This window comes from Pseudonocardia thermophila, from assembly GCF_900142365.1.
Lineage (GTDB): Bacteria > Actinomycetota > Actinomycetes > Mycobacteriales > Pseudonocardiaceae > Pseudonocardia > Pseudonocardia thermophila.
This window is the reverse complement of record NZ_FRAP01000001.1, coordinates 1-15,376: the sequence shown is the minus strand read 5'-3', so window position 1 is coordinate 15,376 and position 15,376 is coordinate 1. Positions and strand designations below refer to the sequence as shown.

The 15,376-nt window shown below is 72.3% G+C and carries 16 protein-coding genes; 11 read left to right on the top strand and 5 right to left on the bottom strand.

Annotation, left to right across the window (positions count from 1 at the left end; translation table 11 throughout):
• Positions 1–14: 14 nt before the first annotated feature.
• Positions 15–728: a hypothetical protein gene (locus BUE41_RS00080; protein WP_073454747.1), complete on the bottom strand. Its 714-nt coding sequence runs from the start codon at positions 726–728 to the stop codon at positions 15–17.
• Positions 725–2,143, bottom strand: coding sequence for a hypothetical protein (locus tag BUE41_RS00075; protein ID WP_073454746.1), 1,419 nt, complete (start codon positions 2,141–2,143; stop codon positions 725–727). The genes BUE41_RS00080 and BUE41_RS00075 overlap by 4 nt, the downstream gene beginning before the upstream one ends.
• Before the next feature lie 369 nt (positions 2,144–2,512).
• Here BUE41_RS00075 and BUE41_RS00070 point away from each other — a divergent pair, with 369 nt between their 5' ends.
• Both BUE41_RS00070 and BUE41_RS00065 read left to right on the top strand, forming a co-directional pair.
• Complete coding sequence (locus tag BUE41_RS00070; protein WP_073454745.1) at positions 2,513–3,088, top strand: CGNR zinc finger domain-containing protein; 576 nt, start codon at positions 2,513–2,515, stop codon at positions 3,086–3,088.
• Positions 3,085–4,269, top strand: coding sequence for a winged helix DNA-binding domain-containing protein (locus BUE41_RS00065; RefSeq protein ID WP_073454744.1), 1,185 nt, complete (start codon positions 3,085–3,087; stop codon positions 4,267–4,269). The genes BUE41_RS00070 and BUE41_RS00065 overlap by 4 nt, the downstream gene beginning before the upstream one ends.
• Here BUE41_RS00065 and BUE41_RS00060 read toward each other — a convergent pair.
• On the bottom strand, positions 4,200–4,643 hold the full coding sequence (locus BUE41_RS00060) for a hypothetical protein (protein WP_073454743.1): 444 nt from the start codon (positions 4,641–4,643) through the stop codon (positions 4,200–4,202). The two genes, BUE41_RS00065 and BUE41_RS00060, sit on opposite strands and share 70 nt — an antisense overlap.
• A gap of 11 nt (positions 4,644–4,654) precedes the next feature.
• Positions 4,655–5,302 (bottom strand): endonuclease III, encoded by a 648-nt coding sequence (nth, locus tag BUE41_RS00055; RefSeq protein ID WP_073454742.1) that lies wholly within the window; start codon positions 5,300–5,302, stop codon positions 4,655–4,657.
• Between the two features lie 49 nt (positions 5,303–5,351).
• Here nth and BUE41_RS00050 point away from each other — a divergent pair, with 49 nt between their 5' ends.
• The 4 genes from BUE41_RS00050 (at position 5,352) to BUE41_RS00035 (ending at position 10,126) form a co-directional block, all read left to right on the top strand.
• Positions 5,352–7,460, top strand: coding sequence for an NAD(+) synthase (locus BUE41_RS00050; protein WP_084754090.1), 2,109 nt, complete (start codon positions 5,352–5,354; stop codon positions 7,458–7,460).
• The gene (locus BUE41_RS00045; RefSeq protein ID WP_073454741.1) at positions 7,457–8,866 is read left to right on the top strand and encodes a protein adenylyltransferase SelO; all 1,410 of its coding nucleotides are present in this window, start codon (positions 7,457–7,459) and stop codon (positions 8,864–8,866) included. Before BUE41_RS00050 ends, BUE41_RS00045 begins: the two co-directional genes overlap by 4 nt.
• Before the next feature lie 123 nt (positions 8,867–8,989).
• The gene (locus BUE41_RS00040) at positions 8,990–9,169 is read left to right on the top strand and encodes a hypothetical protein (RefSeq protein ID WP_073454740.1); all 180 of its coding nucleotides are present in this window, start codon (positions 8,990–8,992) and stop codon (positions 9,167–9,169) included.
• A gap of 66 nt (positions 9,170–9,235) precedes the next feature.
• Positions 9,236–10,126, top strand: coding sequence for an NmrA family NAD(P)-binding protein (locus BUE41_RS00035; protein WP_073454739.1), 891 nt, complete (start codon positions 9,236–9,238; stop codon positions 10,124–10,126).
• On the opposite strand, the gene BUE41_RS00030 is transcribed toward BUE41_RS00035, so the two are convergent.
• Positions 10,109–10,459 carry a DUF3140 domain-containing protein gene (locus BUE41_RS00030; protein ID WP_073454738.1) on the bottom strand — a complete coding sequence of 117 codons (351 nt, stop codon included), beginning with the start codon at positions 10,457–10,459 and terminating at the stop codon, positions 10,109–10,111. The two genes, BUE41_RS00035 and BUE41_RS00030, sit on opposite strands and share 18 nt — an antisense overlap.
• Positions 10,460–10,785: 326 nt before the next feature.
• On the opposite strand from BUE41_RS00030, the gene BUE41_RS00025 reads away from it, so the two are divergent.
• From BUE41_RS00025 to BUE41_RS00005, 5 genes are all read left to right on the top strand, one after another.
• On the top strand, positions 10,786–11,562 hold the full coding sequence (locus BUE41_RS00025) for an enoyl-CoA hydratase/isomerase family protein (protein WP_073454737.1): 777 nt from the start codon (positions 10,786–10,788) through the stop codon (positions 11,560–11,562).
• Positions 11,559–12,311, top strand: coding sequence for a creatininase family protein (locus tag BUE41_RS00020; protein WP_073454736.1), 753 nt, complete (start codon positions 11,559–11,561; stop codon positions 12,309–12,311). The genes BUE41_RS00025 and BUE41_RS00020 overlap by 4 nt, the downstream gene beginning before the upstream one ends.
• Complete coding sequence (locus BUE41_RS00015; protein WP_073454735.1) at positions 12,308–13,258, top strand: zinc-binding dehydrogenase; 951 nt, start codon at positions 12,308–12,310, stop codon at positions 13,256–13,258. The genes BUE41_RS00020 and BUE41_RS00015 overlap by 4 nt, the downstream gene beginning before the upstream one ends.
• An 84-nt stretch (positions 13,259–13,342) precedes the next feature.
• Entirely contained in the window at positions 13,343–14,383 is a 1,041-nt protein-coding gene (locus tag BUE41_RS00010; RefSeq protein ID WP_073454734.1) for an ABC transporter substrate-binding protein, read from the top strand.
• Positions 14,384–14,393: 10 nt separating this feature from the next.
• Positions 14,394–15,212 carry an ABC transporter ATP-binding protein gene (locus tag BUE41_RS00005; RefSeq protein WP_073454733.1) on the top strand — a complete coding sequence of 273 codons (819 nt, stop codon included), beginning with the start codon at positions 14,394–14,396 and terminating at the stop codon, positions 15,210–15,212.
• Positions 15,213–15,376 lie beyond the last annotated feature (164 nt).

Here is a 15,376-nt window from a genome sequence, read left to right as displayed (position 1 = left end):
TCGGCCGGTCGCCATCAGCTCGCCTCCGCCGCGGTCTCGCGGCGCACCGCGCGCAGCGCGTCCAGCGCGGTGGTGCCGGCGCTGTCGGCGACGAGCAGCCGGAAGTGGTCGGTGAGGTGGAACGTGTCCGGCCCGAGCGAGGTGGCCTCGCGGGCCGCGCCCTGGCTCACCAGCCAGGCCAGGACCTCTTCGATCGCCCGCAGTGTGCAGCCGCGGGCCCGCCGCCCGGTGCTGGTCAGCACGAGCGCGGGCAGATCGGCGTAGAGCTCGGCGGCGGCCCGGGCCCGTTCCTCCGCCTCCGACAGGTCCGCCTTGGCGACCGCGGTGCGCAGGAACTCCTCGATCGCGGTGACCTCGACCAGCCGGGTCTCCGGGTCGTCGAAGTCGACGTCGTTCGGGTAGGCGTAGGCGGCGATCCCGACCAGGACCAGCCCGAAGATCAGCTTCTCGTGTTGGTCCATGGCCCGCAGGTCGCCGAGGCGGGTCGCGAACGGGCCGCCCGGCTCGGGGGCGAGCACGATGCCGGCCCGCGGCGTGCCGAGGACCTCCAGCCCGAGCCCCTCGGCCATCGTGTCGACGACGTCCTTGAACCTCAACTCGTCGCGGTAGCGGTCGAGCAGCTTCCGGTACTCGCTGCCCTCCACCGGGCGCACGCGCCGGGAGAGGCCGAACTGCAGCAGCTCGGCCGCGGCGCGCACATCGGTGAGGTCGGCGGCCACAGCGGTCACTCGGCGTCCTCCTGCAGGGGAACGGGTTCGGGCATCGGGCGGGTGAGCAGCAGGTCGGGACCGCGGAACGGGCCGTCGGTGATCACCTCGCCGGTGGGGACGGCGACCAGCCCCGCGGCGAGGAACCCGACGTCTGATCCGGCCGTGTCGTCATCACCCGGATCGGGTGCGAAGGCCCACAGCGCCGACAGGGCCACCAGCTCGGCGACCTCGTCGGGCAGGTCGGCGGCGAGCAGGTCGGACAACGCGGTCTCGCCGTCGTCGACCCGGGCCAGCACGTCGCGCGCGGCCTCGACGACCTCGGGCGGGTAGCCCTGCGGGTCCTCGGCGTCCTCCGGGAGCTCGGCCTCCTCCGGCGGTGCCTCGGGCTCGGGAGCCCGCGGGGCGGCCCACAGGGCCTCGATCAGGTCGTCGAACCGGGGCAGCCGCGGCACCGTGACCCCGAGCGCGCGGTCGGCGAACGGCTCGGTCACCGCCAGTGCCTGCTCGACCGGCAGCTCGAGCACCGGCGCGAGCACGTCCTGGCCGAGGTTGAGCATGCGCAGCCTGCGCCGGCGCGCGATCCGCTGCCGCACCTGCGCGGCGAGGAACACCTCGCGGGCCCCGACCAGTCGCTTCTCCAGGTCCAGGTGCACCTGCTTGGCCCGGGTCAGCAGGTCGACGATCTGCCCGGACACCGCGCGGACCTCCGGGGACACCTCGGTGTCCAACCCGTGCTGCACGTGCTCCAGGAACCGGTCGTCCTCCGCGATCCGCTCCTCGACGTGCTTGCGGGCTCGGGTCAGCCGCTCCGGCAGGTCGGCCACCCAGTCCGTCGACGTCACGTCCCGGCGGGTGGCGTCCAGCAGCTCCGCCAGGGTCGCCGACAGCCCGACGCTGGTCCGCTCCGCCTGCGCCGCCGTGCGCGCGGCGGCGTCGAACCGGCGGTCCTCCAGCTGCCGCTGCAGCACGTGGGCGAGCGCCCGGTCGGCGTCCTCCAGATCGACGTCCAGCCCGTGCAGGAACAGCGTGATCGCCTGGTCGCTGGCCACCAGCACGGGACCGAACTCGGTGTCGCGCAGCGAGAGCAGCCGGAAGCTGTACGGCTCCCACCGCGCCGTCTCGGGATCGGACAGGTCCGCGAACCGGTAGGTGAACCGCCGCCCGTCGTTCGCGTCGTTGAGCAGGCCCTTCAGCACCGTCTGCGCGACGAGGGGCCATTCGTGCGGCGCGTCGGGATGCATGCGGGCGCACAGCCGCGCCAGCGCGTCCAAGACGTCGTCGAGCGTCGCCTCACGGGCGAACCCCATCTGCCCCACCACGACGTCGATCGCCGCCAGAGCCAGCCGGCGCAGGTCGTAGCGTCCCTCGTCGACGCCCGCGATGCCCGCGTGCGCGGCGTTGCGCACCAGCCGCGAGATGGGGTCGGTGAGCACGAGCGACCGCCAACGGGCCCGGGCGCTGGCATCCGCAGCGGGCGACACGACGGGCTCTGGGCCAGCCCCGATCGATCCCGGCACCGGGCGAGCGTACGAGGCGGGCCCGGGCGCCCGGTCAGGGGATACCGTTGGGCCGGACGCACCGCGAGCCGTGGTATCGCCGCCAGTTGCGCGCTGCGTCGGCACGTGGTCGCCGCTGCGCGTCGTCCGCCGCCTCGGGCGCCGCACCGGCGCTGCCGGGTGGTCACCCAGCCCCGCGCTCAACAGCACCCGACACGGAGGGACGAGACGACGGCGCCGGCGTGCGGTGCCCACCGATCCACCGCGCGACCAGACGGCCGATCGGTAACCACTTAGACTGGTGACATGGCTCCCGACCCCGACGCCCGCCGCTGGCGCAGCGGCCGGCCCTGCCTGGACTTCGTCCACAGCGGCGGCGCCCCGGAGCACGCCGCGCACTGGGAGCTCATCCACGACGCCGCCGACCTGCGCCGATGGCTACCGACGATCCTCCACGCGCCCGGCTTGGAGATCAGGGCGTCGGACGCCGACGTCGAGCCGTTCCGCGAGCTCCGCACCGCCGTCACCCGCCTCGCGTACGCGGTCGCGGCGGGTGCCTCCCCCGCCGATCCGGTGCTCGCCGAGCACATCGCGGTCGTCAACCGGTTCGCGGCGACGAGCCCGCTCGTGCCGGCGCTCGACGGCGCATCGACGACGTTCGTCGCCCCGACCGCCGCACAGGCGCTGGCGACGCTCGCCCGCGACGCGGTGGACCTGTTCGGCGGCCCGCTGCGCGAGCGGGTCCGGGTCTGCGCAGCTCCCGACTGCGGCCTGCTGCTGCTCGACACCTCCCGGCCCGGCAACCGCCGCTGGTGCTCGATGCAGCGCTGCGGCACCCTCGCCAAGGTCCGCGCCCACCGGTCCCGCGGAGGTGCGCGGTGACCCCGCGGTTCACCGCCGACCAGGTCCGGGCGTGGCGGATGGCCCGCTGCCTCGACTTCGACCAGCCCGTCGACGCCGACACCGTCGTGCGGCGACTCGCGGGCGTCCAGGCGCAGGTCGCCTCCTGCGCGGAGCAAGCGGTGGCCGTGCGCGGCGCGGGCCTCGGCGCCGTCTCCGCGGCCCTGCACGACCGCACGCTCATGCGCACCTGGGCCCACCGCGGCACGCTCCACGTCCTGCCCGTCGACGAGGCCCCGGCCCACCTCGCACTGCTCGCCGCGGCCCGGACGTGGGAGAAGGGGTCGTGGCAGCGCACGTTCGCCACAGCCGCGCAGGTCGCAGCGATCACCGAGGCCGCCGCGGACGCGTTGGAGAACGCCGAGCTGACGCGGGAGGAGCTGGCCGCCGCGATCCTCGACCGCACCGGTGACGACTCGCTGCGCGGACTGCTCGGCTCCGGGTGGGGCACACTGCTCAAACCCCTGGCCTGGCAGGGCGTGCTCTGCAACGGCGACCCGGCGCCGGACGGCGCGAAGGTCACGTTCACCAGCCCCGCCAGCCGCTTCCCCGGCTGGTCCGGCCTGCCCGATCCCGACGTCGCCGCCGCCACGGTCATCCCGGCCTACCTGGGGGCGCACGGCCCAGCGACCCCGGCCGCGTTCGACCAGTGGCTCCTGCGCGGTGGCAGCCGCAGGGCCGCGGTGAAGCGGTGGTTCGGCGAGCTCGTGGCGGCCGGGGAGTTGACCGAGGTGGAGGTGGACGGCGAGCGCCGCCACGCCCGCACCGCCGATCTCGACGCCCTCGCCGACGCCCGCCCCACCGGCCGGGTCGTGCTGCTGCCCGCCTTCGACCAGCTCGTCCTCGGCCCCGGCACCGCCGCCGCGGAGCTGCTCGACCCGACCCGCCGTCCCCAGGTCAGCCGGGCGGGCGGCTGGATCGCGCCGGTGATCGTCCGCGACGGGCGCGTCGTCGGCACCTGGGAGCCGGCCGGCGACCGCGTCGATGTCACCGTGTTCCCGGAGGAGGCGCCCGTGGCCGGGCTGGACGAGGCCGTCGCCGCCCTGCGGGCCGCACTGCGCTGGACCCGTGACGGCGCTGGACCGGTGATGGCCTACCGTCCGGCTGCAGCACGCGCCTCGATGCGGAACCGGACTGCCGTCCACCCGAGAGCCAGCAGGTAACCGGCCCCGAGGACCCGGCCGACGATGTCCATCCGGATCGGGTGGCGCGCTCGCACGCCGAGCAGATCGAAGATCGGCACCCAGCGGGCGCCGTCAGCGACGTCCGGCGCCAACGCGCCGAAGGCGACCAGCGACAGCGCGCACAGCACGAACGGCACCGCGAGCCGGGCGGTCAGCCGCTCCAGCCGCAGCGCCGCCACCGCGAGGGCTGCCGGCAGCAGCGCCAGCAGCGGCGCGATCACCGTGGCCACCAGGAACTCCGTGACGAGCCCCGGTCGCGCCGCCCGCAAGGCGACCGCGAGGAGGAGGGCGACCAGCTGCACGCCGAGGTTCACCCGGGCGGACAACCCCTGCGCCGCGGCGGTCTGCATCATGTCGGTCCTCGTCAGCCGAACTGCCCCGCCGAGGGACACACCCCAGCGAGCACGCAGCTCCCGCAGGCTGGTCTGCGCGCCGTGCAGACGCGCCGGCCGTGCAGGATCGCGGTGAGGGTCAGTCTGCCCAGCTCGGCCGGGTCGAACAACGCCGCGACCTCGGCCTCCACCTTGTCGGCGTCATCCTGCGTGGTCCAGCCGAGCCGCTTGGCCAGCCGCTTGACGTGGGTGTCGACGGCGAGCGCAGACCCACCGAACATGCTGACGACCAGCAGGTGCGCCGACTTGCGGCCGACCCACGGGATCGACACCAGCTCCTCGACGGTCCGCGGCACCTCGCCGTCGAACCGCTCCACGAGCGCGGTGGCGACGGCCTTCACCGCCTTCGCCTTCTGCCGGTAGTAGCCGACCGGGCCGAGGATGCGCTCCAGGTCGGCGAGGTCGGCGGCCGCGTAGTCGGCGGCGGTGCGGTAGCGGGTGAACAGCTCGGGCGTGACCGAGTTGACCCGCTCGTCCGTCGTCTGCGCGGACAGCACGATCGCGATCAGCAGCTCCAGGGGATTGCTCGCGGCCAGCTCGACGCGGGCGTCCGGGTACGCCTCGGTGAGCAGCCGCAGGACGATCTCGGGATCCGCGCGGTCCGGCTGGCGGGAGGGCACGGCGCGAGCCTAGGGGTTTGCCCCGACAGGTGTCGGGCAGACTTCGGACATGGACTTCCGCTCGGTCTACCGGCACGGGTTCGCCCGGATCGCCGCTGCGACGATCACGACGACGATCGCCGATCCGGCCGCGAACACCGCCGCGGTACTGGCCACCGCCCGGGAGTGCCACGACGACGGGGTGGCCGTCGTCGTCTTCCCGGAGCTGACGCTGTCCGGCTACTCGATCGAGGACATCCTGCTGCAGGACGCGCTCCTCGACGCGGTCGAGGCGGCGCTGGCCGATCTCGTGGCGGCCTCCGCCGAGCTGCGGCCCGTCCTCGTCGTGGGTGCGCCGCTGCGCTACCGGCACCGCATCCACAACTGCGCGGTCGTGATCCACCGCGGCCGCGTGCTCGGCGTGGCACCGAAGTCGTACCTGCCGACCTACCGGGAGTTCTACGAGCGCCGCCAGGTCGCCCCCGGCGACGACGTGCACGACGTCCTCACGCTCGCCGGCCAGGAGGTGCCGTTCGGGCCCGACCTGCTGTTCCGCGCGTCCGACGTGCCCGGGCTCGTGCTGCACGTGGAGATCTGCGAGGACATGTGGGTCCCGGTGCCGCCGAGCGCGGAGGCGGCCCTGGCCGGGGCGACGGTGCTGGCGAACCTCTCGGGCAGCCCCATCACGATCGGCCGCGCCGAGGACCGGCACCTGCTCGTCCGCTCGGCGTCCGCGCGCTGCCTCGCAGCCTACGTCTACGCGGCGGCCGGCGAGGGCGAGTCCAGCACCGACCTGGCCTGGGACGGCCAGACGATGATCTACGAGAACGGGGTGCTGCTCGCCGAGACCGACCGGTTCCCGCAGGGGCCGCGGCACTGCGTCGCCGACGTCGACCTCGACCTGCTGCGCGCCGAGCGGCTGCGCATGGGCACGTTCGACGACAACCGCCGCCACCACGCTGCCCGCCTCGCGTCGTTCCGCACGATCGACTTCCAGGTCGATCCGCCGGACGGCGACATCGGCCTGCGGCGCGTCGTGGAGCGGTTCCCGTTCGTGCCCGCGGACGAGTCGCGGCTGGAGCAGGACTGCTACGAGGCCTACCTCATCCAGGTGTCCGGGCTGGAGCAGCGCCTGCGCGCCATCGGCCAGCCCAAGGTCGTCATCGGCGTCTCGGGCGGGCTCGACTCGACGCACGCGCTGATCGTCGCCGCGAAGGCGATGGACCGGCTGGGCAGGCCACGGTCGGACATCCTCGGCTTCACCCTGCCCGGCTTCGCCACCGGCGAGCGCACGAAGAGCAACGCGTGGCGGCTGGCCGAGGCGCTGGGCATCACGTTCGAGGAGCTGTCGATCACCGAGACGGCGCGGCAGATGCTGCAGAACCTCGGCCACCCGTTCGCCGCGGGCGAGCCCGTCTACGACATCACGTTCGAGAACGTCCAGGCTGGACTGCGCACCGACTACCTGTTCCGCGCAGCCAACCAGCGCGGCGGCATCGTGCTGGGCACCGGCGACCTCTCCGAGCTTGCCCTGGGCTGGTGCACCTACGGCGTCGGCGACCAGATGTCGCACTACAACGTCAACGCCGGCGTGCCCAAGACGCTCATCCAGCACCTGATCCGCTGGGTCGTGTCGTCCCGCCAGTTCGACGACCGGGTCGGCGAGGTGCTGACCGACGTCCTCGACACGGAGATCACCCCGGAGCTGGTGCCGACCGGCGAGGACGAGGAGGTGCAGTCGAGCGAGGCCACGGTCGGCCCGTACGCGCTGCAGGACTTCACCCTGTTCCACACCCTGCGGCACGGCATGCGCCCGTCGAAGATCGCGTTCCTGGCCTGGCACGCGTGGCACGACGCGAAGAACGGCGACTGGCCGGCCGGCTACCCGGAGGACAAGCGGCCGGAGTACGACCTGGCCGAGATCAAGCACTGGTCGCAGGTGTTCGCGCGGCGGTTCTTCCAGTTCAGCCAGTTCAAGCGCTCGGCGCTGCCGAACGGGCCCAAGGTGTCCGCGGGCGGGTCCCTCTCCCCGCGCGGCGACTGGCGGGCACCGTCGGACATGTCGGCGCGGATCTGGCTCGCGGACCTGGAATCGGTCCCCGACGCCTGGCCCGCGACGCGCTTCCCGTCGACGCGCGGCTTCGACGCACCGCCTCGGGCACGTAGCCTCGAAGGATGACCACCGCCGCGGACATCGTCACGTTCTCGCACACCTACGCGCGGGACGTTCCGGGCCTCGTGCTGCGGTGGTCGGCCGCCGAGGTCGAGTCGCCGCAGCTGCTCGTCCTCAACGACGAGCTCGCCGTCGAGCTGGGGCTCGACCCGGCCGCGCTGCGCGAACCGGCGGGCCTGGCCCTGCTGGTCGGCAACGGGGTGCCGGACACGGTGGCGCTCGCCTACGCGGGCCACCAGTTCGGCAACTACTCCCCCCGCCTCGGCGACGGGCGGGCGCTGCTGCTGGGCGAGTTGATCGACACCGCTGGGCGGCGCCGCGACCTGCACCTCAAGGGATCCGGGCCCACCCCGTTCGCCCGCGGCGGGGACGGGCTGGCCGCGGTCGGCCCGATGCTGCGCGAGTACCTCGTCGGCGAGGCGATGCACGCCCTCGGCATCCCCACGACCCGGGCGCTCGCGGTGGTGGCGACCGGGCGCCCCGTCGTCCGGGAGCAGGTGCTGCCCGGCGCCGTGCTGGCCCGGGTCGCGGCCAGCCACATCCGGGTGGGCACCTTCCAGTTCGCGGCCGCCACCCGCGACGAGGCGCTGCTGCGCAGCCTCGCCGACCACGCCGTCGCGCGCCACCACCCCGAGGCCGCCGAGGCACCCAACCCGTACCTCGAGCTGTTCCGCCGCGTGGTGCTCGCGCAGGCGGAGCTGGTGGCGCGGTGGATGCTCGTCGGGTTCGTGCACGGCGTCATGAACACCGACAACATGACGATCTCCGGCGAGACCATCGACTACGGTCCGTGCGCCTTCCTGGACACCTACCACCCGGCCACGGTGTTCAGCTCGATCGACCACGGCGGCCGCTACGCGTACGGCAACCAGCCGGCCGTGGCCCAGTGGAACCTCGCCCGCTTCGCCGAAGCGCTGCTGCCGCTCATGGCCGACACCCCTGAGCAGGCCGTGGAGCTCGCGACGCCGGTGCTCGGCGAGTTCGCCGACGCCTACCACGCCGCGTACCGGGCCGGGATGGCCGCCAAGCTCGGGCTGGCCGAGCACGACCAGCAGCTCGTCGACGACCTGCTCGCGCTCCTGCGGGACCAGCGGGTGGACTTCACGAACTTCTTCCGCGCACTCGCCGACGGCACCGCCCGGGACCTCTTCCTCGACCGGGCAGCGTTCGACGCCTGGGAGGCGCGGTGGTCGGCGCTCGGCCCGGACCGCGCGGCGATGAACCGCGTCAACCCGGTCCACATCCCGCGTAACCACCTGCTGGAGGACGCCCTCACGGCGGCCGCGGCGGGTGATCTCGCGCCGTTCCTGGAGATGCTCGAGGTCGTGCGGCGGCCGTTCGAGCCGCGGCCGGAGTGGGCCCGGTACACGCAGCCGGGCACCGGGCCGTTCGTGACGTTCTGCGGAACCTGACCACCCCCGAATGGAGTAGACACCTCCTCTGATCGTCACCCGGTCGGACCATCGATCGCACCGGATCGACCACTCAGCGCGCACGACCGGCTGGTGAGGCAACCCTCTGCCTACTCTCGGGTCATGTCCGCGAACGCTCCCCACCTCCTCGCCGGACCGCTCCCCAGCACCACCGAGCAGCCCGGGTACGACCTCGATCACTGGCTCTGCGACGACGGGCCCGACCTGCGCCCGCTCGCGCGCGTCCTGGCCGCGGTGGTGACGGTGCTCCTCGCCGTCGTGGCCGTGGTCATCGGGCGGTAGGTCCTCGTCACACCCGGCGCAGAAGAGCGCCAGGAGCTGTCAGGTTTGGCTCCTAGCGTCGCGCGCATGCCGAACGACCACACGATCGCCGTCACGGGGGCCACCGGACGCATCGGCTCCCGCGTGGCGCAGCTGCTCGTCCAAGCAGGCGCCCGGCCCGTGCTGCTGGTCCGCGACCCCGACCGGCTGGCGCCCGGGCTGGCGGAGTCCGCCGAGGTCCGCGTCGTCGATCTCGCCGATCCCGTCTCCGTCCGCAGCGCGACGAAGGGCGTCTCCGCCGCGTTCTGGCTCGACGGGGTGGGTGAGTCCGCACCCGATCCCGTCGCCGCATCCGCCGCGTTCGGCGAAGCCGCGGCGGCCGCGGTGCGGGCCAACGAGGTCCGCCGCAACGTGTTCGTCTCCAGCATCGGCGCCGAGCTGCGCGGCGGCGCCGGCGCGATCGACGGGCTGGCCGCGATCGAGCAGGCGCTGGACGCCACCGGCGCCGACGTCACGCACCTGCGCTGCGGCTTCTTCTACACGAACCTGCTGATGGACCTCGACGGGCTGCGGGTGGGCCGGCTCACCGGCACGCGCAGCCCCGGCGAGCGGATCGCCTGGGTGGATCCGCGCGACATCGGTGACGTCGCCGCAGCGCGGCTGCTGTCCGCCGCCTGGTCCGGCCGCCACGTGCAGGGCGTGCACGGCCCGCAGGACCTCAGCTGGGCGGACGTCGCGGCGATCCTCACCGGCGTGCTCGGCCGCCAGATCACCTACACGCAGATCGGCGACGACGCCGTGCGCCAGGCGCTGCGCGGCGCCGGGCTGCCGGCCGCGGCGGTGGAGGCGATCGTCGGGATGACCGCCGGCACGCGCGGCATCACCCCGGAGCAACCGCGCGACCACGTCACCACCACACCGACGACGCTGGCGGCATGGGCGTACGCGAACCTGCGGCCCCTAGTGACGGCGGGGTGAACCGACGGGCTTGAGCGGATCGTGCCCGATCCGCATGAGCTTGCGGCGCCAGTGCGCCTGCCCGGCGGTGGGCTCCATGTCCACGCCGCGCTCGGCGTGCACCCGGTCGACGACGCGGCGCATCACGGCCACGTCGTCGACGGTCAGGTCACCGCGGCGCTTGGCGAGGACAGCGAGCGTCGCCCGGCCGGTCGGGGTGCCGATCGGACCGACGGCGGGCTCGCTGTCCTCCTGCGCGTCGTCGGTCTCCAGCCACTCCCGCAGCTCGCGCGAGGTCATGTTCACCACGCGGTGGAACTCGTTCCAGAGGTCGTCGTCGACGTGTTCGGCCATGGCGCGGGCTACCCGTTGCACGGCCGGTCAACCCTCCCGGTCGGGGCGGCGTGTGGTTCGTCCTCGCTGCACGGGGTTCATCGGCTGCCCGCTCCGGGAGCGCAGTCCCGTGGGCTAACGGTGCCCAGAGGTGTGCCGGGCCTGCCCCGGACGCCGTCCCGGTAGCAGCACCGACACCGCGGGTAGCCAAAACGAGCCAACTCCAGTAACTTCTCGTTAACAGCAGATAGGAGCCTCGGATCGTCCTCCTGAAACGGGGTCGGCCAACAACGTCTAGATGCGACAACGCTTGACATGTGAAGCACGACTAACTAATCTCCCGGCGCGTGGCACGCAGTGCGATCACAGTGCAGCAAAGCAGGGAAGGGGTCGCGGTCGTCAGCATCGACCGACCGCCGGCGAACGCGCTGACGACGGAAACCGTCACGCAACTGCGCGAGATTCTCGACGGCTTTGCACCTGAGGGACGAGCCGTCGTGATGAAAAGTGACAATCCCCGGTTCTTCTGCGCAGGCGGGGACATCAACGACTTCGCCACGATGGACGGCGATCAGCTCGATGAGCGGATGACGCGGTTCCACGAGTGGCTGATCAGGCTGGAGACCTACCCGGGTCCGCTGGTCGTCGCGATCAACGGGATCGCTGTGGGCGCGGGCTGCGAGATGCTGCTCTACGCGGACCGGGTCGTCTCCGGCAGTGCGACGCGGATCGGGTTCCCCGAGGTCCGAAACGGCGTGCTGCCCGCCGCCAAGGGGATCTACGACCTGCAGTGCGCCGTGGGCTACCTGCGTGCCCGCAAGATCATGCTCTCCGGCGAGCTGCTCCACGTCATTCAGGCGCGTGACCTGGGGCTCGTCGATGAAATCGTCCCGGAGGAGGAGCTCGTCGACACCGCGATCCAGTGCGCCGGGGAGTACGCGGCGCGTCCGGCCGTGTTGCATGCGGCGATCAAGGCGCAGGCCCGGCCCGGGCGCCGGGCCACGAACGACGAGCTGCTCGCGGAGTCGCTCGAGCGGATGCACGCCTACCGGAACGACCCGGCGACCCAGCAGGCCCGCAGCCGGTGGCGCGGAGACCCGACCGGGTCGCGGAAAGAGCGATGACAGCGCTCGGCGGACTCGCCTGGCCGGAGGTCGCAGACCGGCTCGCCGGCGGCGCGACGGTCGTCCTGCCGTGCGGCGCGACCGAGCAGCACGGCCCGCACCTCCCGCTGGACGTCGACACCCGGCACGCGGCCGAATTGGCGTCCCGGCTGGCGCAGCGACACGCGAACTGCCTTGCCGCCCCGGTGGTTCCGATCGGGGTTTCAAGCCATCACATGCCTTTCGCCGGCACGCTGAGCATTTCGGAACCGACCTTTCTGCAGGTAGTTCGGGAAACTGTCGGGTCGTTGCGCGCGCACGGCGCAGAGCGGATCTGCGTGTTCTCTGCGCACATCGGGAACTTCGCAGCACTGGCGAAGTACTCGGCGGAGCTGTCCGAGCAGGAGAAGGAGAAGGTGACGGTCTTCTCGGACCGGGACGCGTTCATCGGGGTCTGGCAGGAGACGGTGGCCCGACGCACCGGCACGGCGGACAACGTGGGGGCCCACGCCGACGTCGCCGAGACGTCGATCATGCTCGCGCTCGCCCCGGAGGCGGTGCGCACCGCGGAGCTACCGGTCCACGGCACCGGCAGGCTACGCGCGGAGGACTACGCGCACATCTTCGCGGACGGGATCGCGAGCGTCTCCGAGACGGGAGTACTGGGCGACACCCGCGGCGCCGACGCCGCGCTGGGCGAGGAGCTGATCACGAACGTCCTCGACCTCCTGGATGCGTTCTTCTTCGGTTCGGCCGGGGTGGCGCGATGAAGGCGGTCACCGTCGACGACGGCGGCCTCACCGTCACCGAGGTGCCGATCCCCCGCCCCGGGCCACGCGAGGCGCTCGTGCAGGTGCGCGCCTCCGCGATCAACGGGGCTGACCACTACCTGCGGGTGGGCCGCTACCCCGACACCAGCAGCGGGGGCGGACCACTGATCCCCGGACTCGAGGTGGCTGGCGTCGTGGCCGAGGTGGGCCCTGGGACGGAGCTCGAGCCGGGCACCCGGGTCATGGGCCTGACCCCGTGGGGCGGTCACGCGGAGTACGTCGCCGTCGACGAGCGCCTGCTCCTGCCGGTGCCCGAGCAGTGGAGGTGGACCGAGGCCGGGGCGTTCTGCGAGGCGTTCACCGCGGCGCACGACGCCCTGGTCACCCAGGGTGGCGCCCGGGAAGGCAGCCGGGTGCTGATCACCGGAGCCAACGGCGGTGTCGGTACGGCCGCGCTCCAGATCGCCCGGACGACCGGCTGTGCGGTGAGCGCGCTCGTCCGCGATCCAGCGGTCGCCGAGCACGTCCGCCGGCTCGGGGCCGACGAGGTCCACCTCCACCCGGACGACCTTTCCCCCGACCGGTTCGACGTCGTTCTGGAGCTGGTCACGGGCGCCAACATCACCAAGCAGATCGCCGCACTCCGCACCGGCGGGCGAATCGTCGTCCTCGGCTGCGCGGCCCATCCGCGGGCCGACTTCAACCTGCTCAAGCTGATGGCCAAGCGAGCCTCCATCGGCGGGTCCACGCTGCGGTCCCGTCCGGTCGAAGAGAAGGCGCAGGCTCTCGCGCTGGCGTACCGCGCGGTGGAGCACGCCGCCCGGGACGGGAGCGTCACCATCCCCGTCGACGCGATCTTCGAGCTGGCCGATGCCCCGCAGGCCTACGAACGCTTCGAGATGAAGGGGAAGACCGGGCGCGTCGTGCTGGTCACCAGCAGTGCCTGAGCCCCGCTTCCCCAGAGCGAAGACACCCCCTCTCATCCCCTCGAAGGATCACGAGCGATGCGTATCCCCCTGCCATCGAGAACCGTGAAGACGCTCATCGGCGCCGTACTCAGCGTCACCGCGCTGCTGCTCACCGCCTGCGGCGGCGGCGCGAGCGACGACCAGCCGGGCTCCGGTACCGGTACCGGTACCGAGCGGAAGCACCTCACCTTCGTCACCCCCTACGGGTTCGACCTCGCCGTGGTCCCGGTGCTCTACGCCGCGGCGTCCGGCGGCTTCGAGCAGGCCGGGCTCGACGTGGAGGTCGTCGCCAGCAACGGGACGGCCCAGACCATGCAGCAGGTGATGGCCGGCAACGCCGACCTGGGCCAGGCGGTCGGCATCGACCTCATCAGCGCGGTCGTGGACAACGACGCGCCGCTCACGGCGTTCGGCACCGCGGACCAGACCTCGCCGTTCCACTGGATCAGCCTCGCGTCGGCGCCGCTGAAGGAGCCGAAGGACTTCGTCGGCAAGCGGGTCGGGGTCATCTCGGTCGGCGGATCAAGCGAGGCCTCGCTGGACATCATGATGGCCAGCGCGGGATTCAACCCGAGCGACGTCGCACGGCAGGCGGTCGGTGAGTCCGCGGGCGTGGTCGAACTGCTCAACCAGGGCCGCATCAACGCGTTCGTCGGCTCCAGCGACATCTTGGAGGTCGCCCGGAGCCAGGGCTACGACATCTACAGCTTCCCGCTGAACCAGTACGTGCCGACCCCGGGCGGCGTCTACTTCACGACTACCAAGAAGGCCAAGGACAGCGCCGAGGAGATGACCGCGTTCCTGACCGCCGCCAAGGCGGCGATGCGCCACACCATCGCGAACAAGGACAACCTGAGTGAGGTCATCGGCAAGCTCCGCGAGAAGTACGGCGACAAGATGCCGGTCCTTGCGAACGAGGAAGAGGCGCGCGCCGGCATCGTCTCCCGGATCGAGATGTGGACGGCGTTCGGCGAGGACAACCTGCTGAAGAACAACGAGCAGCAGTGGAAGGACGCGGTCGCCACGCTGCACCGCGCGGGCAAGCTGAAGTCCGACGACCCGCCGGCGCACCTCTTCACCAACGACCTCCAGCCTGCGAGCTGAATCGGTTGACATGACGAACGCGCCGACCCCCAGCACCCTGGCGGCGGAAGCCGGGGTGACCACCGAACCGATCGTCCGCATCGAGAACGTCAGCAAGATCTACCGTTCCGGGGACGACACGGTCACCGCGCTCAGCCCGACCGACCTGGCGATCGCCGAGGGTGAGTTCATCGTCCTGCTCGGCCCATCGGGCTGCGGCAAGACCACCCTGCTGCGGCTCGTCGCCGGGCTGATCAGCCCTAGCACCGGTCGAATCGACATCCGCAGCGGCGATCATCCGCCGGCCGGCCGGGAGGGTGCACACCTCGGCATGGTCTTCCAGGAAGCCAGCCTCTTCCCGTGGCTGAACATCGAGGACAACGTCGCGCTGCCCATGCAGCTCGCCGGGCACAAGGCGAAGGAGCGGCGCAAGCGGGCGCGCGAGCTGTGCAAGCTGGTCGGGCTAGAGGGCTTCGAAAAGCGCTGGCCACGTGAACTGTCCGGGGGCATGCAGCAGCGGGCCGCGATCGCCAGGGCGCTGTGCGCCGACCCTGCCATCCTGCTGATGGATGAGCCCTTCGGCGCGCTCGACGCGTTCACCCGTGACCGGCTCAACCTCGAGCTGCAGGACATCTGGCTCAAGACCGGGAAGACCGTCGTGCTGGTGACGCACTCGATCAGCGAGGCGGTGTTCCTCGCCGACCGCACCGTCGTGCTCAGTCCCCGGCCTGGGCGCGTCGTGGCCGTCGAGGACATCGGCTTCGAGCGACCGCGGACGCTCGAGCTGCAGGCGACGCCGGAGTTCCAGGACCGCGTCCTGGAACTCCGGCGGATTCTCGGGCAGGTGTGAGATGCGAGCGTTGCGGTCCTTCAACAAGAAGTACAGCTGGGTGTTCGCCACCCTGCTCATCGTGCTCTTTGAACCGTCCTGGGTTCGCGAGAGGCTGAGGTTCAGGCCACCTCGCCCCGTTGGGCGATGGTGTCACTATACATGACTTCCCACTCTATGGGTGT